Consider the following 20,195-nt stretch of genomic DNA (forward strand, 5'->3'; position numbering starts at 1 on the left):
GGATCCTAAAGGATCCGCACCTGCGTTCCGATCTCAACCAGTTCGTAGAGCTCCTCGACGTGCTGGTTGTAAAGACCGATACAGCCGGATGAGCTTTGGCGCCCGATCTTGCGGGTGTCATGGGTGCCATGCACCAGATAGGCCGGCCAAGTCAGATACATGGCGCGGGTGCCCAGCGGGTTGCCCGGGCCGCCTTCCATATATCGGGGCAGAGTGGGGTCACGTTCGCGCATATTCGCGGTCGGGGTCCAGCCAGGATTCTTTGCCTTGCGCACGACCTTGGTATAGCCGCGCTTGGTCAGCTCGTCGCTCATCGGCACGGAAGAGGGGAACAAGCGGTAACTTTCGCCGTCTCCGCCCCAGTAATGCACCGCACGCGATGCAACATCCGCCAGCAGGCAGCCCACACCTAGCTCGTCGAAATGATCCTGCCAGTTTTGCTGCGTGAAGGCCGAGATGTTCCTTTTTACCGCTGTCTGATCGCGGATCGGTGCCTCATCGGTGGGGAAGGCATCAGTGGATTGCGCGCGTAGGAGTGTCGGGGTCGCCAAAGCCCCTGCCAGCCCAAGGATTGTGCTCCGGCGGGTGATCCGTTGTGTCATGGTGCCTCCTGTATTCTGTTTCGAAACTGCTCGGTTTCGTTCGGGGTCTGTCCGGGAACATATTCACTTCAGCGAATTTGGCCAGTGGTTTCCGGAGGGTTTTGGTGGCCTCACGAATTTGTGTTCATGCGGTCCGGGGCCTGGCGCAACAATTGCTTGCCGCTGCCCGATATCGCGGCACTCCCATGGAGGAAAGCAAAAAACAAAGCCCCGGCGTTTCGGCCAGGGCTTTGCATGTCGGTATAAGATCCAGGGTCAGTCCATTGGCTTGAAGTTGAACTCGCCGCCTTCGCGAATGCCCGAGGGCCAGCGCGAGGTGATGGTCTTGGTCCGGGTGTAGAACTTGAAGGCGTCCGGGCCGTGCTGGTTCAGGTCGCCGAATGCGGATTTCTTCCAGCCACCAAAGGTGTGATAGGCCAGCGGAACCGGGATCGGCACGTTGATGCCGACCATGCCGATGTTGATCCGGTTGGCAAAATCGCGCGCGGTGTCGCCGTCGCGGGTAAAGATCGCGGTGCCGTTGCCGTACTCGTGGTCCATGGCATAGCCAAGCGCCTCTTCGTAGGTCTTGGCACGCACGGTGGACAGAACCGGGCCAAAGATCTCTTTCTTGTAGATATCCATGTCGGTGGTGACGTTGTCGAACAGGTGCGGGCCGACAAAGAAGCCGTCTTCATAACCCTGCAGGTTGAAGTCACGGCCATCGACCACCAGTTTCGCGCCTTGCTCGACACCGGATTCTACCAGCCGCAGGATGTTTTCCTTGGCGGCGGCGGTGACAACGGGACCATAGTCCACATCGTTGCCTGCGGTGTAGGGGCCGACTTTCAGCTTTTCGATACGCGGAACCAGCTTGTCGATCAGGCGGTCGGCGGTTTCTTCACCGACGGGAACGGCAACCGAGATTGCCATGCAGCGTTCACCAGCAGCACCGTAGCCTGCGCCGATCAGCGCGTCTGCGGCCTGATCCATGTCCGCATCGGGCATAATGATCATGTGGTTCTTGGCGCCGCCAAAGCACTGTACGCGCTTACCTTGCGCACAGCCGGTGCCGTAGATGTATTCGGCAATCGGCGTGGAACCCACGAAACCAACCGACTGGATGGTGTCGTTGTAAAGGATCGCGTCCACGGCTTCCTTGTCGCCGTTGACGACCTGCAGGATACCCTTGGGCAGACCGGCTTCTTCCATCAGTTCGGCCAGCATCAGAGGAACCGACGGGTCACGCTCGGACGGCTTCAGGATAAAGGCGTTGCCGCAGGCGATGGCCGGGGCAAACATCCACATCGGGATCATCGCCGGGAAGTTGAACGGGGTGATGCCCGCGGTGACGCCCAGGGCCTGACGCATGGAGTACATGTCAATGCCGGGGCCGGCGCTGTCGGTGTAGTCACCTTTCAGCAGCTCCGGCGCGCCGATGCAGTATTCGACCACTTCCAGACCACGCTGCACGTCACCAGCCGCATCGGGCAGGGTCTTACCGTGCTCGCGGCTCAGCGCTTCGGCCAGCTTGTCCATGTCGCGGTTCAGCAGGCCGACGAATTTCATCATGACGCGAGCGCGGCGCTGCGGGTTGACGGCGGCCCATGCGGGCTGTGCGGCGGCCGCGATGGCCACGGCCTGTTCCATCTCGTCCTTGGAGGCCAGCGGCACCTTTGCCTGCACTTCACCGGTTGCCGGGTTGAAGACATCTGCAAAACGGCCGGACGTGCCTTTGACGTGTTCGCCGTTGATATAATGGGTGAGTTCTTGCATCGGATTCCTCCCTATACGCTTTGGCGGCAACATAGACTTGCAAAAAACACCGGAAAAGGGGAAAGATTTCAAAAAGGCTTTGCAAGAACGCAAGTATCGATCGCAGGGCAAGAGCATAAGGTACAGGAACGTCGAGGAGGATCCCGGCATGGACCCACAATGGGATGATATGAAAGTGTTTCTCGCGGTCGCGCGCGAGGCCAGCCTGTCCGGTGCCGGGCGGGTGCTCAAGATGGACCCCGCGACCGTCGGGCGGCGTATCGCCCGGTTCGAGGCTGCATTGGACACCCCATTGTTCGTCAAATCCCCGCAGGGTTATGCGCTGAGTGCGGCTGGGGACAGGTTACTGACCCATGCAGAGACCGCCGAACAGGCGATGCGGGCCGGGCAGGAGGCGCTGAGCGGTCCCAGCGACACGCTGTCGGGGCAGATCCGCATCGGGGCGCCGGATGGCAGCGCCAATTATATCCTGCCGCAGGTCTGCGCCGCGATTGGCGCCGAAAACCCCGATCTCGATATCCAGATCGTTGCCTTGCCGCGGGTCATCAACCTGTCGCGCCGCGAGGCGGATATGGCCGTGACCGTCAGCGCGCCCACCGCCGGGCAGCTGCTGGTTCAAAAGATCACGGATTACAAACTGCACCTTGTGGGGTCGCGCCACTATCTGCGTGAGCACCCGCCGCTGGAAAAACTTGAGGATCTGAAGGGGCACCGGATGATCGGCTATATCCCGGACATGATCTTTGACCGGGAGCTGGACTACCTCAGCGATCTGGGGGTGGAGCGGGTGGCGCTGGCCTCCAACTCGGTCTCGGTACAAATCAAACTGGCGGCCGAGGGCACTGCGCTTTGTGTGGCGCATGATTTTTCACTGCCTGCTCATAGGGTCTTGCGCAAGGTGCTGACCGACAAGATCAGCCTGTCGCGCAGTTTCTATCTGGTGCGCCATCAGGGTGATCAGCGCAGCGAGCGTTTGAACCGGTTTGCGCAGGCGCTGTCCAAGGGGATCCGCGACGAGGTCGCGCGGCTGGAGGCACTGACCTGACGCTGGATCTGCTGCGGCTTTCCTGCCAAATTGTCGCAGCTATTTCCAAAACTGACTGGACATGTTCTTGACTTGGATCTGCATTGCGGCAACGCTTGTATTTACGCAAGAAAATTACGAGTGGAGGAGAATTCATGCTGGTTCAATCGATTTTGAAATCCAAGGCAAGCGCCGGGGTGGTAACGATTTCTCCTGAGGCTCCGGTTTCTGACGCGGCCAAGCTGCTGGCGGAGAAAGGCATCGGGACCGTGGTGGTGTCTTCCGACAATGAGACGGCTGAGGGGATCCTGTCCGAGCGCGATATCGTGCGTGAACTGGGCAAAAGTGGGTCTGGCTGCCTGACCTGCAAAGTCAAGGACTACATGACCAGCAAGCTGGTGACCTGCACCAGCGAATCCAACGTCGAAGATATCCTGCAGCAGATGACCGAGGGCCGGTTCCGCCACATGCCTGTGGTCGAAAGCGGTAAAATGGTTGGGCTGATTTCGCTGGGCGATGTGGTCAAGGCCAAGCTGGCCGAAGTCGCGATGGAAAAGGACGCGCTGGAAGGCATGATCATGGGGCATTAGGCCCCGGCGAAATTTTCTTACCAGATGACGTGCCGGAACAGGTGTTTCCGTATTTTCCCCCTCTTGTCAGGACAGGCGCAAATATGTTTGCGTGCGCGCGAGTTCTGAGGAGGCAGGAGGGCCCCCAATGCGTATAGGCTTGTACCCCGGCACATTTGATCCGATCACTTTGGGCCATATCGACATCATCCGCCGCGCCAGCGCATTGGTGGACAAACTGGTGATCGGTGTGGCGATCAACCGGGACAAGGGACCGCTTTTCGATCTGGAAGAGCGTGTTGCCATGATCGAGGCCGAATGTGCCTCCCTGTCAGAGGAAACCGGCACCGAGATCGTCGCGCACCCGTTCGAGAACCTGCTGATCCACTGCGCCCGCGACGTCGGCGCGCAGATCATCGTGCGGGGACTGCGGGCGGTTGCTGACTTTGAGTATGAATTCCAGATGGTTGGCATGAACCGGGCCCTGGACAGCTCGATTGAAACGGTCTTCCTGATGGCCGAGGCGCGTCATCAGGCGATTGCCTCAAAGCTGGTGAAGGAAATCGCCCGGCTGGATGGCGATGTGTCGAAATTCGTAACGCCCCAGGTCAACGACGAACTTCGTAAGCGGCTTTCGAAATAGGCCGGTCTGAAGTTTCCAGATAGGGCACGGGGCATTGCTCCGCCGCGAAATGACAAAGCCGGGCGCCTCGCCCGGCTTTTTCTATTGGGTCAATGGGGCAAATGCTGTGCAGCGGGCGACGCGCGCCTTAGCGCCAGAACGCAACCCAGTCGATTAGTTCGAACAGCTTCTTGCCGAGAAACACCATGTGCTCGCTGCCGAACAGCGCCACGTCGATGGCGATGGCGGCTGTCAGGATAATCCCCATGACAATAGCAATTTGATTGGTCATAGCTGTCCGCCAAAAAGAAACGCCCGGTCAGATATGCCTGACCGGGCGCTAAATCTCAAGTGCGTGACGGGGCTTAGCTAAGGCGGCCCATCGCGGTTGCCACGTCAGCCATACGTACCGAGAAGCCCCATTCGTTGTCGTACCAGCACAGGACGCGCACCATGCGGCCTTCGACCACGCGGGTCTGATCCGGTGCGAAGATTGAGCTTTCGCTGGAGTGGTTGAAGTCGGTGGAGACCAGCGGCGCGGGTTCATAGCCCAGAACACCGGCCATCGCACCCTTGGAGGCTTCGGCGACCAGCGCGTTGATTTCCTCGGCGGTCACTTCCTTGGCAGCGCGGAAGGTCAGGTCCACGGCGGAGACATTCGGCGTGGGCACGCGGATGGCGGAACCGTCCAGGCGGCCTTTGAGGTTGGGGAGAACCTCACCCAGAGCCTTGGCTGCACCGGTGGAGGTGGGGATCATCGACATGGCTGCCGCGCGGGCGCGGTACAGATCCTTGTGGCGGCGGTCCAGCGTCGGCTGGTCGCCTGTATAGGCGTGGATCGTGGTCATGATGCCGCTTTCGATGCCGACACCTTCATCCAGAACCTTGGCGATCGGGGCCAGGCAGTTGGTGGTGCAGGAACCGTTCGACACCATGCGGTCCTCGGCGGTCAGCTGGTCGCTGTTGACGCCATAGACAATGGTCTTGTCAACGTTTTTGCCGGGGGCGGAGAGCAGCACCTTGCCTGCGCCGCGCTCCAGGTGCGCCTTGGCTTTTTCACCGTCGTTGAATTTACCGGTGCATTCCAGAACCACATCGCAGCCGTCCCAGTCCAGTTCATTCATGTCGTAGGTCGAGAACATCTGCATGTCGCCGCGGCCAAGGTTCATGGTGCCGTCGCCGATGCTGACCTCGCCGGGGAAACGGCCATGCACGGAGTCGTATTTGATCAGATGCGCTGCGGTTTCCAGTGGACCGGTCGCGTTGACCTTGATCACTTCGATGTCGTCACGGCCCGAGGCTGCGATATGTGACAGGGTGCAGCGGCCGATGCGGCCAAAACCGTTGATCCCGACTTTGATGGTCATTCCTGTGTCTCCTGGCGAGCAAAACTTGCGCCGGATATAGACCCGTTATGTAAATCCCTAAAGGGGCAAAAAGGCCGAAATGACAGCATGTTAGCGCAAAACTAGACCGGTGGCGTTAACGGTTTTCGACCGGTGGCGATAACGATTTGGACAGGCCGCCATGCGCCGGGAATCCCCGGGCTGTCGTACCCGGGCTTCGGCTTGCCTGTGCTGGTGGATCGGATAGGGTGCAAATAAAGGTAGGTTTACGAGGGGATGTTCGATGAGCGGTTTGCTGGCGCTGCTGGATGATGTGGCAGGCATTGCCAAGGTGGCGGCTGCCTCGGTCGACGATGTTGCGGCGCAGGCAGCCAAGGCGGGCGCCAAGGCAGCCGGGGCGGTGATCGACGATGCTGCGGTGACGCCGAAATACGTGCATGGCTTTGCCGCCGAACGCGAATTGCCGATCATCTGGAGGATCGCCAAGGGCTCGGTCAAGAACAAGCTGGTGATCCTGTTGCCCATCGGCCTGCTGCTGGCCAATCTGGCGCCCTGGTTGATTTCGCCACTGTTGATGCTTGGCGGTGCCTATCTTTGTTTTGAAGGCGCCGAGAAGATCTATCATGCCCTTGTGCCCCATGACGAAACCCATGTCTTCCCCGAGGATAAGCCGGGCGATCCGGCGCATCTCGAAGAAGAAAAGGCCGCTGGTGCAATCAAGACCGATTTCATCCTCTCGGCTGAGATCATGACCATCGCCCTTTCGGCCATTCCGGAGGGAACGATCTGGATGGAGGCGGCGACGCTGGCGCTGGTGGGGCTTGGTATTACCGTGGCCGTCTATGGCTCGGTCGCGCTGATCGTGAAGGCCGACGATGTGGGGCTTTACATGGCGCAGAATGGGCGTCTGGGCCTGACGCAGGCGCTGGGGCGCGGTCTGGTCCACGCTATGCCCGGCTTCATGAAGCTGCTGACTATCGTGGGGACCGCTGCAATGCTCTGGGTGGGCGGTTCAATCGTTATTCACGGGCTGGAAGAGCTTAGCTTTGGCGGGTTGGGGCATCTGATCCACGACTGGGCCTATGCCATTGGTCACGCGGTGCCTGCAGGCTGGACCGGGGCAGTGGAATGGTCGGCAAAGGCCGCGATGGATGGGGTCTTTGGCGTGGCTCTGGGCATGGTGCTGATCCCTGTGGCGACCAAGGTGATTGCGCCGTTGTTGGCGGCTGTGACCGGCAAATCGTCTGCCGGACATTAGGATATTGGAGCCGATGCAAGAGCCGCTGCCTTTGGTTGTCTTTTCCGATCTGGATGGAACCCTGCTGGATCATGACAGCTATTCCTGGCAGGCCGCTGTGCCTGCGCTTAATCGGCTGGCAGATATAGGCGCAGGCGTGGTTCTGGCCAGCAGTAAGACCGCATCGGAAATAACCGTTCTGCAACGGGAAATGGGTCTTTTGAACTGGCCCGCAATCGTTGAAAACGGTGCCGGGTTGCTGGGGCAAAGCGTTACGCCAACTTATCCGGATCTGCGCGCTGCGCTGGAGCGGGTTCCGTCGGGTCTGCGCCAGATGTTCCGGGGTTTTGGCGACATGTCCGTAAAGGAGATCGCAGAGATCACCGGCCTGCCGCAGGCAGATGCCGCCCGCGCATCCGAGCGGATGTTTTCCGAACCGGGGCTCTGGAGTGGCACCGAAACGAAGCGGGCAGAGTTTGAAACGGCGCTGGCGGATCTCGGTGTTTCGGCGCGATACGGCGGGCGGTTCCTGACCCTGTCCTTTGGCGGCACCAAGGCGGACCAGATGGCCGAGGTCCTGTCACGCTATCCTGCCCGGCACACGGTGGCGTTGGGGGATGCGCCAAACGACGTCGAGATGCTGGAAGCCGCAGAATTTGGCATCATCATCGCCAATCCGCATCGTGCGGCATTGCCGCCCTTGGCCGCAGAGCGCACAGGCCGCATAATTCGTACAAAAGAGGCTGGGCCTTCGGGCTGGAACAGGGCCATGATGGACCTGTTGGACCGGCTAGAAACCAAGGCATAGGAACGGACATCCGCATGGTAGATTTTCATCAGAACGGGAATATCACGACGCTGCACAATCTGCGGACCCGATCTCTGGAGGAAATGAACTATGAGTTGGAAACCTTTGCCCAATCACGCAAAATTTCCCTAATCCTGCCCTGTCTCTATTCCGAGCTGGAAACTGAGGCTATGCCCAATATCGTGGCCGAGCTGTCCAAGGTCCGTTACCTGCACCGCATCGTGGTGGGGCTGGACCGGGCCGATGAGGCGCAGTTTCGCCATGCCCAGAAGTTCTTCAAGGATCTGAACCAGAACCACGTGGTGATCTGGAACGACAGCCCCCGGATGAAGGCGCTTGGCGCGCGGCTGGAGGCGATGGGTCTAGCCCCGACCGAGCAGGGCAAGGGCAAGAACGTCTGGTCCTCGCTCGGCTATCTGATGAGCTGTGAAGACAGCGCCGTGATGGCGATCCATGACTGTGATATCCTGACATATACAAACGAGCTGTTGGCGCGGCTGGTCTATCCGGTGGCGAACCCCAATTTTCCCTATCAGGTGGCCAAAGGGTTTTATGCCCGCGTCGGGCAGGACCGGCTAAATGGGCGGGTGACGCGGCTTCTGGTCAGCCCGCTGCTGATCGCGCTGAAACGGGTGATCGGGGATCGCGATTATATCGATTACCTGCGCAGCTTCCGCTATCCCTTGTCGGGCGAATTTGCGATGCGCACCAGCATCCTGCCGGATCTGCGGATCCCGTCGGACTGGGGGCTTGAGATCGGGGTGCTGTCAGAGGCCTGGCGGAACCTGGCGCCCAAGGCGGTCTGTCAGGTGGAAATCGCCGATGCCTATGATCACAAGCATCAGGAACTGAGCCCAGAGGATGCCGAGGCCGGGCTGAACCGTATGTCCGTGGATATCTGCAAATCTATCTTCCGCAAACTGGCGGCGGATGGCACGGTCTTTACCACCAATGTCTTCCGCACCCTGAAAGCCACCTATTACCGCAGCGCGCTTGACCTGCTGGAGGCCTATTACGCCGATGCCAAGATGAACGGTCTCAGCATCGACCGGCACAGCGAGGAACGCTCGATCGAGCTCTTTGCCGAGAACATCATGCGGGCCGGGCAGTTCTTTCTCGATAATCCGCATGAGACGCCCTTCATCCCGACATGGAGCCGCGTGCATGCCGCAGACCCGGCCTTCCTGCGGGACATGCATGCCGCAGCTGCGCAGGACACGGCGGAATTTCAGTGATAATGCCGTCGTTGCAGGGCGTTAGTTGACGTTTGTAATCCAGCGGCACTGATAGGGCGCAAGGGTGATGGTGCCATCCATCATTGCCAGATGCTCGCCTGTCAGAATGTCGACCCAGGTGTCATCCTCGATCAGGTTCAGATGGTGGGATGGCAGTGCGATTTCATCCTTGCTGACGTTGTGCAAGGCAAACATGGACTGCCCGCGATCCAGGCTCTGCCGCCACAGGGTAAAGACCCGGTCATCCCCGGAATTGAGCGTGAATTGCGTGGCATTGGGATGAAAGGCGGACTGCATCTTGCGCAGTTCCAGCCGCGCGCGCAATTCACGCATCACGCGGGCCTGCAGGCTGGTTTCATCGTCCAGAAGGCCGCGCAGCTCGGTGTAATCCCAGCGGTGCCGATTGATCGCCCGGTTCATGCCCCGTTTCTCCACCGCCTCGTGATCGTTTGGCGTCGCCAGCAGGGAGTGAATATAGAAGGCGGGAATACCCTCCAGCGACATCACGATGGTCTGAGAGCAGATAAACCGTTCAAAATGAAAGGCATCCGGCCCGTCAAAGGTTTCTGTGAGCGCCTCGTAGAATGTGGTGTTCAGCTCATAAGGGGACTCACCGCCGCAAGGCAGCGCCCGCATCGACACAAGGCCCCCCGCATGGCGGACCGTTTCGATCATCCGCTCCTGTTCCTCGTGGCTCAGCAATCCTTCGGCGGGGCGCATGCCGATGCCATCGTGGCTGGCGGTAAAGTTGAAATAGGCACAGCCCAGCGGCGCTGGTGGCATCGCCTTTTGCCACTGCACCAGATGGGTGGCATCTCCGGCCATCATCGCATGCAGGATCAGCGGCGGTAGCGGGAAGTTGTAGATCATATGCGCCTCATCACGGGCGCCGAAATAGCTGAGGTTCTCCGCCTTAGGCACGTTGGTTTCGGTGATCAGAACCACCTTTTCCGCAGTGTTGTCGCACAAAAGCCGGATCAGTTTGATGATCTCATGAGTCTGGGGCAGGTGGATAGAGGGGGTGCCGACCTCCTTCCACAGGAAGGCCACTGCGTCGAGCCGGATCATCCGCACGCCATTGTCCAGATGCAGGCGAATGATACGCAGGAATTCCAGCAGAACCTCCGGGTTACGGAAATCCAGATCGATCTGGTCGTGTGAGAAGGTGCACCAGACGTGACGCGTCCCGTTGCTTGTCTCGACCTCCTGCAGCAGCGGCGTGGTGCGTGGGCGGACTACGGCGCTCAGATCATCCTCTGGACTGGCCTCGAAAAAGAATTTGTCATAGGGCGCCTGTCCTTGCCGGTAGGCATTGAACCACGCGCCCTGGCTGGAGACATGGTTGAGCACCAGATCCGACATCAGGGTGAACTCATCCGCGATCCGGTTGATATCACTCCAGTCGCCCAGCTGCGGATTGACGCTGCAGAAATCGGATACGGCAAACCCATCGTCCGAGGTATAGGGAAAGAACGGCAGGATATGCACGCTGTTGAGCCAGCCATCACAATAGCGGCGCAGGAAATCATTCAGCAGATCCAGCGGCTTGTGCTGCCCGTCCACGATGGAATTGCCATAGGTGATGACCAGCGCGTCCGCTTCGCTCCACATCCGGTTGCCCGGGGTGCGGGCGCGTTTGCGGCGTTTGAACGGATCCGGCCAGAAGGCCTGGTTGATCTGCGTGGCAAGATTATCCGCGTTGAGACCGGGATAGATCCGCGCGATGCGGCTGCTGATCGCGCGATGTAGGGATCGGGTGGGTTCTGTCATGACAGGCAGTCAAACATGTTGCAGCCTGCAAGGCCAAGCCTATCCAGATTGGCGGGCCCGGAAAACAGGCGCGCCCTGCGCGGGATGTTCAATTTTTCAGCAGCCCGTGTGCGATGTTTCGCGTGCGTGAAAATCGGCGTCAGGCAAAGTAATCCGGCGCCTTTTTCAGGCCGGGCCATTGGGTCGGGCAATGACCATAAATCACCATCGCATCGCGCGCTGTGGCAAGGTCCAGCAGGCGACGGGCGCTTTGCCTGGCCCGCTGCGGATCGGGTGCGGTATCAAAGCCTTCATCAACCTCGGCCGGGCGGGATATCGCATCCGAAGTCAGCAGGACGTCGCCGCTCTCCGGCAGGGACAGAAGCGCCGCGATTTGCCCCGGTGCATGGCCGGGCGCCATCAGCAGCTCAAAGCCCGGTCCGACCTCGGTATCTTCGGTCAGCGTAAGGTAGCGACGGTCCGGCCAGTCCAACGGGCGTTGGTTTCCCCAGTAAAGCGGTTGTGGCAGATCCCGTTCCCGTTTCGAAATCACCATCGGCGCCTGCGGGAAATCGGCGATGCCGCCGATATGGTCGATATGAGTGTGGGTCAGCACGAAGAGGTCAATGTCCTTGGGCTGCACGTCGGCGAGGGCCAGCTGCGCGGCGGGCAGGTGGTGCGGCTGGCAATCAAGCACCTCGCCGAACTCATAAAGCCGATCCTCCTCGCTCGCCTGCGCAGGATCCGTGGCGTATTTGGCGGGAAACCCGGAATCGATCAGCACGTTCTCGCCCGCATCTGTCTGGATCAGATAGCCACAGATGCCGATCTTGCGCCCGTTTGAATGGACCCGGAACAGCCCAAAATCGAGCACATACAGCCGCACAGGGCGGCCTTTCAGCAGGCCGCCCTGTGCGATGGGTTCAACGGTTCCGACATCCGCCACGGTCGTCAGGCCACCCGGTTGGCTGAGGCCGCCAGCAAGTGGCGCGTATAGTCGTGACTGGAGCGGTCGTTGCGCATGTCGTCGATGCTGAGGATCTCGACGATCTCGCCGTTTTGCATCACCGCGGCCCTGTCACACATATGAGCCACCACCGCCAGATCATGAGAGACCATGATGTAGGTTAGGTGATGTTCCTTGCGCAAGTCACTCAGAAGGTTCAGGATTTCGGCCTGAACCGACACATCCAGCGCCGAGGTCGGCTCGTCCAGAAGCAGGATCTGCGGCTCTGGCGCCAGGGCGCGGGCAATGGCCACACGCTGGCGCTGACCACCGGACAACTGGTGCGGATAGCGAAAGCGGAAGGCCGGGCCAAGACCCACATCCCGCAGCAATTGATCCACCCGGTCGTCGATATCCGTGAACCCGTGCAGGTGGAGCGTTTCTGACAGAACCTGATCCACCGACTGGCGCGGATGCAAAGAGGCATAGGGGTCTTGAAACACCATCTGCACGGTCCGATAGAAGGTCCGGTCGCGTTTGCGGCCCAGATCCTGCCCGGCGACATGCATATGTCCTTCCCACTGCGGAGCAAGACCGGTCAGCGCCTTCAGGATGGTCGATTTGCCCGACCCGCTTTCGCCGACAAGACCGAAACTGGCGCCCTTTTCAACGGTGAAACTGGCAGATTTGACCGCCTGGAACAGGTCGTGGTGGTCGCCGAAATAGACGCTCAGGTCCTCAACTTTCAGCGCAATGTCTTTGGAAGAGGTGCTCATGTGCGGGCCTCCACGCTGGGGGCATCGCGCCAAGCGGGATCCCGTTGCAGCACATCCAGCCGCGCGCGCGGAGCATCGAACCGGGGCAGGGAGCCGAGCAGACCCCGGGTATAGGGGTGCTGCGCCTCGTGCAGCTTGTCAGCTTCGCAGACCTCGACAATGCGCCCGGCATACATGATCAGCACCCGGTCGCAGAATTGCGACACAAGGTTCAGATCGTGGCTGATGAAGATCAACCCCATGCCGCGGTCCTTCACCAGCTTGTCCATGATCGACAGGACCTGCCCCTGAACCGAGACGTCGAGCGCCGAGGTCGGTTCATCCGCGATCAGGATTTCTGGGTTCGGGATCAGCATCATGGCGATCATGATGCGCTGCCCCATGCCGCCGGACATCTCGTGCGGGTAGGCTTTCATCACCCGTTCGGGATCGCGGATCGACACCGCCTCCAGCATCTCGATGGCCTTCTTGCGCGCCTCGCTGCGCGAGGATTTCGCGTGCAGACGGTGGGCCTCGATGATCTGATCGCCAATGGTCATCACCGGGTTCAGCGAGAACTTGGGGTCCTGCATCACCATCGAGATTTTCTGACCACGCACGGCGCGCATCTTGCTTTCGCTCAGATCCATAAGATTCTGACCATGAAGGGAAATATGGTCAGCCTCGATCACCCCAGGCGGGCGGATCAGGCGCAGGATGGCGCGGCCCGTCATGGACTTGCCAGAGCCGCTTTCGCCAACGATGCCAAGCCGTTCCTTGCCTAGCGAGAAGGAGATACCGCGCACCGCTTCGACCACGCCGTTGCGGGTGGGGAATTTCACCCAGAGGTTCTTTACGTCCAGAAGCGTGCTCATGAGGCGCTGTCCTTTGGGTCGAGTACATCGCGCAGACCATCACCCAAGAGGTTGAAGGCAAGCGAGACGGTGAAAATGGCAAGGCCCGGCATGGTGGCAACCCACCAGTGATCCAGAATGAACCGGCGCCCTTCTGAGATCATCGCGCCCCATTCCGGGCTGGGCGGCTGCGCGCCAAGGCCAAGAAAGCCAAGGCCGGCAGCGGCCAGGATGATCCCGGCCATATCCAGTGTCACCCGCACGATCAGCGAAGAAATACACAGCGGCCAGATGTGTTTGATGATGATCCGCAAGGGGCCTGCGCCTTGCAGACGAATGGCGCTGATATAATCCGAGGAGCGGATCGTCAGCGTCTCGGCGCGCGCCATGCGTGCATAGGGCGGCCAGGCGGTGAGGCTGATGGCGAGCACGGCGTTTTCGATGCCCGCACCCAGCGCAGCGACAAAGGCCAGCGCCAGAACCAGACGGGGAAAGGCGAGGAAGATATCGGTGATCCGCATCAGGATCACATCGACCCAGCCGCCGGCATAGCCCGACACGGTGCCCACCAGAAGGCCGGCGATGGGCGCGATCAGCGCCACCAGCGCAACGATATATAGGGTGATCCGGGCGCCCCAGATCAACCGGCTGAGGATATCGCGGCCAAGGGAATCCGTCCCCAGAAGGTGCCCCTCGCTGCCCAGCGGTTGCAGGCGGTTGCCAAGATCCTGAACGAAAGGATCATGCGGGGCAATGAGCGGCGCAAAGATCGCCAGCGCGATCAGGGCCACGATAATGGCAAGGCCCGCGATGGCCATATGGTTGGATTTCAGCGTCAGCCAGCCCTTGTATACGGCGGCCCAGCGGGCCTGCCGACGCGAGGTTGGCGTATCTGACAGAAGCCAGTCGCGCAGCGTTCCGGTTTGACTGCTCATTTGGACCTCGGATCAAAGACTTTGTAGAGAAGGTCGGAAAACACGTTCAAGCAGATGAACACGAGGCCCACCACGACGGTTCCGCCCAGAACAGCGTTCATATCCGCAGACAGCAGCGCGGTGGTGATATAACTGCCAATGCCCGGCCAGGAGAAGATGATCTCGGTCAGCACCGACCCTTCAAGAAGGTTGGCATAGCTCAGCGCGATCACCGTGATCAACTGCACCCGGATGTTGCGGAAGGCGTGGTGCCAGACCACGGCCCATTCGCTCATGCCTTTGACGCGGGCGGTGGTGACATATTCGGCCGATAGCTGCTCCAGCATGAAAGAGCGCGTCATGCGGCTGATATAGGCGAGGCTGTAATAACCCAGGATCGAGGCAGGCAGAACGATATGGGAAAAGGCATCCCAGAAAGCGCCCCAGTCCCCGGCAAGAACAGAATCCAAGAGGATCATGCCCGTGACGACGGGGATCATGTCCTCGTAGAAGATGCCCTGACGCCCGGGTCCGCCGACCCAACCCAGAATGCCGTAGAACAGCAACAGGCCCATCAGGCCCAGCCAGAAGATCGGCATCGAATAGCCCACAAGCGCCACAACCCGGGCGATCTGGTCGATCCAGCTGCCGCGCTTCACCGCGGCTACGACGCCCAGCGGCACGCCCAGAAGGCAGCCGAAGAGAATGCCGATGGTGGCGAGTTCAAAGGTCGCCGGAAAGACGCGGACGATATCATCGGCAACCGGCCGTGCGGTCAGCAGCGAGGTGCCGAAATCGCCGCGCAGTACATCGGAGACATAGTAGAAAAACTGTACGATCAGGGGCTTATCCAGCCCAAGTTCAATAAAGACGGCATCGTATTGCGCCTCGGTGGCGCGTTCGCCGACCACCGCAAGAACCGGATCGATGGGCATCACGCGACCAATAACAAAGGTCACGAACAACAGCCCGAGCATGGTGATGGAAATGGACAGAAGGGTGACCAGCACGCCCCGCAGCCATGCCGGAAGAGGCAGCCGTGGCTGCCTCTTCACATAGGTGTTCGACGTGGTCATTTACTTGGTCACGGACCAGTAGGACACCGCGGTGATGGCGCCGCCAAGGCTGAGACCTTCGACGTTCTCGGCCACACCGGCTTGCTCCACCTTCTGGAACATCACCGCAAAGGGCGACTTGTCGCGGAACTCGGCTTGGATCTCGTGATACATTTCGGCGCGTTTCTCGGTATCGCCTTCGACCACGGCGGCAGCCGTTTTCTCGGTTAGACCAGCGGTATCCCAGGCGTTACGCCAGGCCAGAAGACCGGTGGCGTTTGCCTCATCCGAATTGTCCGGGTTGTAGGCAAAGGTGCCTGCATTGGTATGGGGGTCGGGATAGTCCGGGCCCCATGCGCCCAGGTAGATGTCCAGCTCGCGCGCGCGGTACTTGCCCAGCACCTGCTTGCCGGTGCCGACTTCGAGGTTCAGCGTGATCCCGGCCTGAGCAAAGGTGTTCTGCAGCGATTGGCCGATTTCCAGACGTTCCTGCGCTTCGCGCACGCCCACGGTCAGCTCCATGCCATCAACGCCTGCCTCGGCCAGCAGGGCCTTGGCCTTGTCGAGATCCAGTGAGAAGGGGTTTTCGTTGACCGAGCCAAGATAGGTTTTCGGCAGGAAGTTCTGATGCACCACATAGGCGCCCTTCAGGAAGCTGCTTTCCATGCCTTTATAGTCGATCAGGTATTTCAGCGCCTGACGGACTTCGGGTTTGGACAGCTCCGGGTGCTTCTGGTTCATCGAGATATACATCAGACGACCGCGCATCTCTTCGAGGATTTCAACACCATCCGCGGCGCGTACGCCTTCGACATCAGAGGGGTTCAGGTTGCGGGCCACGTCGATGTCACCGCGTTCCAGCATCAGGCGCTGGGTGGCGCTTTCCTGCACGTGGCGGACGATCACCCGCTTCATGGCCGGTTCGCCGCCGTAAAAATCGGGGTTCGCGGTCAGGGTGACGCTTTCCTTCGGTTTCCAGCTGGTCAGGGTGTAGGGGCCGGAACCGGCAGAGTTGGTCGCCAGCCAGGTGTTGCCCATATCGCCGTCGACCTCGTTGGCCATGACGGTTTTCTCGTCAACGATGGCGCCGATGGTTGCGGTCAGACAGTTCAGCACAAAGGAGGTCGCGTAGCGCTTGTCAGTGGTGATGGAGACGGTGTTGCCGTCCACCTTGATCGTTTCGTCGATATTCTCCGGGGTGAAACCGAACTGGGTGATGATGAAGGACGGGGTCTTGTCCAAGAGGACGACGCGCTTCAGCGAAAAGGCAACATCTTCGGCGCGGACCGGGTTGCCAGACTGAAATTTCACACCTTCGCGCATGGTGAAGGTGATGGTGCGGCCATCCTCGGAAACGGTCCAGCTTTCGGCCAGATCGGGCTGATATCCTGCATCCAGGTTCTCGGGGTCGAAGTTCACCAGCTTGCCATAGACATTGCGCAGCACATCGGAGCCCGCGAATTCAAAGCTTTGCGCCGGGTCCAGCGTGGTGATGTCGTCGATCCGGTTGGCGATCACCAGCATATTGTCGGGTGTTGCTGCCATGGCGGGCAGGGTGGTCAGACCCAAAGCCAGGCCAAGCGCGGCCGTGCCCATCAGACGTGTCATAATTGTCATTTGTAAACTCCCTGTTTTTATTAGGTTTTTTGTTTTGCCTTGCGGCGGCCCAGTCAGGCGGCGCTAGTGTGGCCCCAGGTCTTGTCGAGGACCCGCATCCAGTTGCCGTGACAGAGTTTCGTTATCAGCTCCGCATCATAGCCCCGCGCCTGCATGGCGCTGCGCAGATGCGGCAGACCGGCGATCGTGCTGATCTTGGCCGGAACAGTGGCGCCGTCAAAGTCAGACCCAAGCCCGACCCGATCTTCGCCCAGCTGTTCCATCAGATAGTCAAGTTGTTTGATCATCTGGTCAATAGGTGTGTTTTCATCCATCCGCCCGTCTTCACGCAGGAAGGCGACGGCGAAATTGAGCCCCACGATACCATCGCTGTCGCGGATCGCGTGCAGCTGCCGGTCGGTCAGGTTGCGGCTGTGCGGGCTGATGGCATGGGCATTGGAATGGGTGGCAACCAGCGGTGCATCGCTGTGTTTTGCGACGTCCCAGAACCCCGCCTCGTTCAGGTGGGAAAGATCAACAAGGACCCGCAAGTCATTGCATTTCTTGATCAAGCGGATGCCGTCCGCCGTCAGTCCCGGCCCGGTGTCCCCGGTTGACGGGTATCGGAACGGCACCCCGTGGCCAAAGATGGTTTCCCGGCTCCACACCGGCCCAAGCGAGCGGAGACCCGAGGCATAAAGAACGTCCAGCATGTGGAAATCGGGATCAATCGCCTCGGCGCCTTCCATGTGCATGATGGCCGCCAGTTTTCCTTCTGCCATGGTGGCGCGGATCTCATCGGTGCTGCGGCAGATGGCCAGTGCGCCAGCACGTTCAAGCTTGATCAGGATTGAGGCCTGCGACAAGGCAACCCGGCTGGCCGTGGGCCAATCGACCATTTCTGGCAGGGGCAGATCATAGGCGGGTTTGTCCATCTCGGTTTCATCTAGCGATGTGTTCTCGTTTGGAACATAGATGGCAAAGAAACCGCCGCCGAAACCGCCCGCCCGGGCCTTTTCCATATCGATCTGGTTTCCGCCACCGCCCAGAAACCCATCAGGACCGGCGGAGACTGCTCCGCTATGAATGCGCAGCAGAAGATCGTTGTGGCCGTCAAAGATGAGGGGGGCAGTCATGAAGGGTCCTTCGGGTCGGTGAATATTGGATTCAATAACCGGCAGCCTTCCGCCACGCGTCGCAAATGTCCAGAGGAAAAGCCGACTGCGACGGCTTTGGGATCACCTCTCAGATATCTTTGAGACCATAATCAGCAAAGGCCTCCATGACCTTGGCCATTTCATCGCCGTTCAGAATATGGGGCTGTCCAACCGACAGGCTGGTGACATAGCCCTTGGCCAGTGTTTCCAGCTCCACCATGCGCCATAGCGCCCGATTTAACGTGTCTGCGATGACAACCGCACCATGATTGGCCATTAGGCAGGCTGCCCGATTTTTCAGCGAATTCAGAACATTATCAGACAGCTCTGCAGTGCCGAACAGGGCGTAATCTGCCACCGGAACCGTATCACCACCAAAGGCGCCGATCATGTAGTGGCAGGCCGGAATCTCGGTCCGGTTCATCGCCAGCGCGGTGCAATTGACCGGATGCGCATGGACCACGGCGTTAACGGCAGGCTTGTCGCGCAGAATATCGCGGTGGAACCGCCATTCCGAGGAAGGCTTCATTTGTCCGGGCGCCGGGGCGCTGTCGTCCAGCGGCATCGCGACGATCATCTCCGGCGTCATCCGGGCGTAATCCACGCCCGAAGGGGTGATCAGCATCTGGTCCCCAATCCGCACCGAGATATTGCCCGAGGTGCCCTGATTGATCTGCTGGCGCTCCATCGACAGGCAGGCGTCGATGATTGCCTGCCGCAGTTCGGGCGTGTCGGCGTAGGGCGCCGCGCTCATGCCGGATCGCCAGAGGCTGCAAACTCCGGGAATAGCCCGGCAAGCCCCTCGGCGCTGGCATCGCAGACACCGCGTTCGGTGATCAGCCCGGTGACCAGACGGCTGGGGGTCACGTCAAAGGCGGGGTTGCCGACGCCGCTGCCTTTCGGCGTGACCTCGACCGTGCCGATCATGCCATCCGGAAGGGCGCCCTGAACATGGCTGACCTCCCGGCCTGCGCGTTCCTCGATCGGGATCTCACGCACGCCGTCGGAAACCGTCCAGTCGATGGTCGGCGAGGGCAGTGCCACGTAGAAGGGCACGTTGTTGTCCCGTGCCGCCAGCGCCTTCAGATAGGTACCGATCTTGTTGCAGACATCGCCGTTGCGGGTGGTTCGGTCAGTGCCGGTGATCACCATGTCCACCTGCCCGTGCTGCATCAGATGGCCGCCGGCATTGTCGGTGATATAGCTGTGGGAGATACCGTGGCTGCCGAGCTCCCAAGCGGTGAGCGCACCTTGATTTCGGGGACGGGTTTCATCGACCCAGACATGGATATCCAGACCGGCATCATGGGCCTGATACATCGGGCTGGTGGCGGTGCCCCAATCCACGGTTGCGATCCACCCGGCATTGCAATGGGTCAGCAGACGGACAGGCTCGCCCGTCGGTTTTTTCGCGGCAATCTCTTTAATGATTTCAAGGCCATGTTGGCCGATTCTGCGGTTGATCTCGACATCCTCATCCGCAATGTCATGGGCCAGTTGCAGGGCCGCCGTGGCGCGCTCTGCCTCGGCCAACGGGCGCAGGGCGCTCAGGCAGCGGTCCAGCGCCCAGCGCAGGTTGATCGCCGTCGGGCGTGTCGCGTTCAGCGCCGCCCATGCGGCGTCCAGATTGCCATCCGAAGGGTCCAGACGCGCAGCCAGCGCCATGCCGTAGGCTGCGGTGGCGCCGATCAGCGGCGCGCCGCGTACATGCATGCCGGTGATCGCCTCGCAGTACTCTGCCAGAGTCTCAAGCTGTTCGATCCGGAAATCATAGGGCAGCCAGCGCTGGTCGATGATCTGCAAAGCCTGTGCATTCTCTTCCCACCACAGGGACCGGTACGGGGTTCCGTTGACCTTCACGAGAGCCTCTTTCTGCCAGGACGGCTGGATTGGTGTGTTGGAACTTTTTCGCGGAAAATTCTGACCCGTGCAAGAGCGCGCCTATGGAGCCGCTCAACTGTGCCGGAAGTG

General features: G+C 60.2%; 20 protein-coding genes. 6 read left to right on the plus strand and 14 right to left on the minus strand.

Going from position 1 to position 20,195, the window contains the following annotated elements; genetic code table 11:
- Positions 1-5: 5 nt before the first annotated feature.
- Both SM764_RS14880 and SM764_RS14885 read right to left on the minus strand, forming a co-directional pair.
- Positions 6-602, minus strand: a complete 597-nt coding sequence (locus SM764_RS14880; protein ID WP_369002141.1) for a L,D-transpeptidase — start codon at positions 600-602, stop codon at positions 6-8.
- A gap of 255 nt (positions 603-857) precedes the next feature.
- The gene (locus SM764_RS14885; protein WP_274833708.1) at positions 858-2,357 is read right to left on the minus strand and encodes a CoA-acylating methylmalonate-semialdehyde dehydrogenase; all 1,500 of its coding nucleotides are present in this window, start codon (positions 2,355-2,357) and stop codon (positions 858-860) included.
- Between the two features lie 148 nt (positions 2,358-2,505).
- Here SM764_RS14885 and SM764_RS14890 point away from each other — a divergent pair, with 148 nt between their 5' ends.
- From SM764_RS14890 to coaD, 3 genes are all read left to right on the plus strand, one after another.
- A complete protein-coding gene (locus tag SM764_RS14890) occupies positions 2,506-3,402 on the plus strand; it encodes a LysR family transcriptional regulator (RefSeq protein ID WP_065270372.1) in 897 nt (298 codons plus the stop codon).
- A gap of 134 nt (positions 3,403-3,536) precedes the next feature.
- Positions 3,537-3,971: a CBS domain-containing protein gene (locus tag SM764_RS14895; protein ID WP_065270371.1), complete on the plus strand. Its 435-nt coding sequence runs from the start codon at positions 3,537-3,539 to the stop codon at positions 3,969-3,971.
- Between the two features lie 127 nt (positions 3,972-4,098).
- Complete coding sequence (gene coaD, locus SM764_RS14900; protein WP_065270370.1) at positions 4,099-4,593, plus strand: pantetheine-phosphate adenylyltransferase; 495 nt, start codon at positions 4,099-4,101, stop codon at positions 4,591-4,593.
- Between the two features lie 127 nt (positions 4,594-4,720).
- Here the strand turns inward: coaD and SM764_RS14905 are convergent, their stop codons facing one another.
- Positions 4,721-4,864, minus strand: a complete 144-nt coding sequence (locus tag SM764_RS14905) for a hypothetical protein (RefSeq protein ID WP_165832660.1) — start codon at positions 4,862-4,864, stop codon at positions 4,721-4,723.
- A 73-nt stretch (positions 4,865-4,937) separates the two neighbouring features.
- Entirely contained in the window at positions 4,938-5,939 is a 1,002-nt protein-coding gene (gene gap / locus SM764_RS14910) for a type I glyceraldehyde-3-phosphate dehydrogenase (protein WP_274833704.1), read from the minus strand.
- Positions 5,940-6,201: 262 nt separating this feature from the next.
- Between gap and SM764_RS14915 the strand changes: the two genes are divergently transcribed.
- From SM764_RS14915 to SM764_RS14925, 3 genes are read left to right on the plus strand one after another with little or no spacing between them, the layout of a single operon-like run.
- Complete coding sequence (locus SM764_RS14915; RefSeq protein WP_369002142.1) at positions 6,202-7,176, plus strand: DUF808 domain-containing protein; 975 nt, start codon at positions 6,202-6,204, stop codon at positions 7,174-7,176.
- A gap of 13 nt (positions 7,177-7,189) precedes the next feature.
- Complete coding sequence (locus tag SM764_RS14920; RefSeq protein WP_369002143.1) at positions 7,190-7,963, plus strand: HAD-IIB family hydrolase; 774 nt, start codon at positions 7,190-7,192, stop codon at positions 7,961-7,963.
- Positions 7,964-7,977: 14 nt separating this feature from the next.
- Positions 7,978-9,198, plus strand: a complete 1,221-nt coding sequence (locus SM764_RS14925; protein ID WP_369002144.1) for a glycosyltransferase family protein — start codon at positions 7,978-7,980, stop codon at positions 9,196-9,198.
- A 21-nt stretch (positions 9,199-9,219) separates the two neighbouring features.
- Here the strand turns inward: SM764_RS14925 and SM764_RS14930 are convergent, their stop codons facing one another.
- The 10 genes from SM764_RS14930 to mtnA all read right to left on the minus strand — a co-directional run bounded on the left by SM764_RS14930 (position 9,220) and on the right by mtnA (position 20,084).
- Positions 9,220-10,968 (minus strand): sugar phosphorylase, encoded by a 1,749-nt coding sequence (locus SM764_RS14930; RefSeq protein ID WP_065270365.1) that lies wholly within the window; start codon positions 10,966-10,968, stop codon positions 9,220-9,222.
- A gap of 139 nt (positions 10,969-11,107) precedes the next feature.
- Positions 11,108-11,893 (minus strand): N-acyl homoserine lactonase family protein, encoded by a 786-nt coding sequence (locus tag SM764_RS14935; RefSeq protein ID WP_369002145.1) that lies wholly within the window; start codon positions 11,891-11,893, stop codon positions 11,108-11,110.
- A gap of 5 nt (positions 11,894-11,898) precedes the next feature.
- Positions 11,899-12,669, minus strand: a complete 771-nt coding sequence (locus SM764_RS14940) for an ABC transporter ATP-binding protein (RefSeq protein WP_369002146.1) — start codon at positions 12,667-12,669, stop codon at positions 11,899-11,901.
- On the minus strand, positions 12,666-13,523 hold the full coding sequence (locus tag SM764_RS14945; protein WP_274829265.1) for an ABC transporter ATP-binding protein: 858 nt from the start codon (positions 13,521-13,523) through the stop codon (positions 12,666-12,668). The genes SM764_RS14940 and SM764_RS14945 overlap by 4 nt, the downstream gene beginning before the upstream one ends.
- Entirely contained in the window at positions 13,520-14,437 is a 918-nt protein-coding gene (locus tag SM764_RS14950; RefSeq protein WP_369002147.1) for an ABC transporter permease, read from the minus strand. Before SM764_RS14950 ends, SM764_RS14945 begins: the two co-directional genes overlap by 4 nt.
- The gene (locus SM764_RS14955; RefSeq protein ID WP_065270360.1) at positions 14,434-15,492 is read right to left on the minus strand and encodes an ABC transporter permease; all 1,059 of its coding nucleotides are present in this window, start codon (positions 15,490-15,492) and stop codon (positions 14,434-14,436) included. The genes SM764_RS14950 and SM764_RS14955 overlap by 4 nt, the downstream gene beginning before the upstream one ends.
- The gene (locus SM764_RS14960; RefSeq protein ID WP_368946535.1) at positions 15,493-17,088 is read right to left on the minus strand and encodes an ABC transporter substrate-binding protein; all 1,596 of its coding nucleotides are present in this window, start codon (positions 17,086-17,088) and stop codon (positions 15,493-15,495) included.
- Positions 17,089-17,141: 53 nt separating this feature from the next.
- On the minus strand, positions 17,142-18,203 hold the full coding sequence (locus SM764_RS14965; RefSeq protein WP_369002148.1) for a dipeptidase: 1,062 nt from the start codon (positions 18,201-18,203) through the stop codon (positions 17,142-17,144).
- A 109-nt stretch (positions 18,204-18,312) separates the two neighbouring features.
- Positions 18,313-18,978 (minus strand): class II aldolase/adducin family protein, encoded by a 666-nt coding sequence (locus tag SM764_RS14970; protein WP_368946537.1) that lies wholly within the window; start codon positions 18,976-18,978, stop codon positions 18,313-18,315.
- Entirely contained in the window at positions 18,975-20,084 is a 1,110-nt protein-coding gene (gene mtnA, locus SM764_RS14975) for an S-methyl-5-thioribose-1-phosphate isomerase (protein ID WP_368946538.1), read from the minus strand. The genes SM764_RS14970 and mtnA overlap by 4 nt, the downstream gene beginning before the upstream one ends.
- Positions 20,085-20,195 lie beyond the last annotated feature (111 nt).

Source organism: Pseudophaeobacter sp. 1A16562, from assembly GCF_041008785.1.
Taxonomy (GTDB): domain Bacteria; phylum Pseudomonadota; class Alphaproteobacteria; order Rhodobacterales; family Rhodobacteraceae; genus Phycobacter; species Phycobacter gallaeciensis_A.

Bases quoted from the DNA above. Each gene is read 5' to 3' on its own strand.
- SM764_RS14955 (WP_065270360.1), bottom strand. From the start codon at position 15,492: ATGACCACGTCGAACACCTATGTGAAGAGGCAGCCACGGCTGCCTCTT.
- SM764_RS14960 (WP_368946535.1), bottom strand. From the start codon at position 17,088: ATGACAATTATGACACGTCTGATGGGCACGGCCGCGCTTGGCCTGGCT.
- SM764_RS14890 (WP_065270372.1), top strand. From the start codon at position 2,506: ATGGACCCACAATGGGATGATATGAAAGTGTTTCTCGCGGTCGCGCGC.
- SM764_RS14970 (WP_368946537.1), bottom strand. From the start codon at position 18,978: ATGAGCGCGGCGCCCTACGCCGACACGCCCGAACTGCGGCAGGCAATC.
- SM764_RS14920 (WP_369002143.1), top strand. From the start codon at position 7,190: ATGCAAGAGCCGCTGCCTTTGGTTGTCTTTTCCGATCTGGATGGAACC.
- SM764_RS14925 (WP_369002144.1), top strand. From the start codon at position 7,978: ATGGTAGATTTTCATCAGAACGGGAATATCACGACGCTGCACAATCTG.
- coaD (WP_065270370.1), top strand. From the start codon at position 4,099: ATGCGTATAGGCTTGTACCCCGGCACATTTGATCCGATCACTTTGGGC.
- SM764_RS14945 (WP_274829265.1), bottom strand. From the start codon at position 13,523: ATGAGCACGCTTCTGGACGTAAAGAACCTCTGGGTGAAATTCCCCACC.
- SM764_RS14885 (WP_274833708.1), bottom strand. From the start codon at position 2,357: ATGCAAGAACTCACCCATTATATCAACGGCGAACACGTCAAAGGCACG.
- gap (WP_274833704.1), bottom strand. From the start codon at position 5,939: ATGACCATCAAAGTCGGGATCAACGGTTTTGGCCGCATCGGCCGCTGC.
- SM764_RS14950 (WP_369002147.1), bottom strand. From the start codon at position 14,437: ATGAGCAGTCAAACCGGAACGCTGCGCGACTGGCTTCTGTCAGATACG.
- SM764_RS14915 (WP_369002142.1), top strand. From the start codon at position 6,202: ATGAGCGGTTTGCTGGCGCTGCTGGATGATGTGGCAGGCATTGCCAAG.
- SM764_RS14965 (WP_369002148.1), bottom strand. From the start codon at position 18,203: ATGACTGCCCCCCTCATCTTTGACGGCCACAACGATCTTCTGCTGCGC.
- SM764_RS14895 (WP_065270371.1), top strand. From the start codon at position 3,537: ATGCTGGTTCAATCGATTTTGAAATCCAAGGCAAGCGCCGGGGTGGTA.
- SM764_RS14905 (WP_165832660.1), bottom strand. From the start codon at position 4,864: ATGACCAATCAAATTGCTATTGTCATGGGGATTATCCTGACAGCCGCC.
- SM764_RS14940 (WP_369002146.1), bottom strand. From the start codon at position 12,669: ATGAGCACCTCTTCCAAAGACATTGCGCTGAAAGTTGAGGACCTGAGC.
- SM764_RS14930 (WP_065270365.1), bottom strand. From the start codon at position 10,968: ATGACAGAACCCACCCGATCCCTACATCGCGCGATCAGCAGCCGCATC.
- SM764_RS14880 (WP_369002141.1), bottom strand. From the start codon at position 602: ATGACACAACGGATCACCCGCCGGAGCACAATCCTTGGGCTGGCAGGG.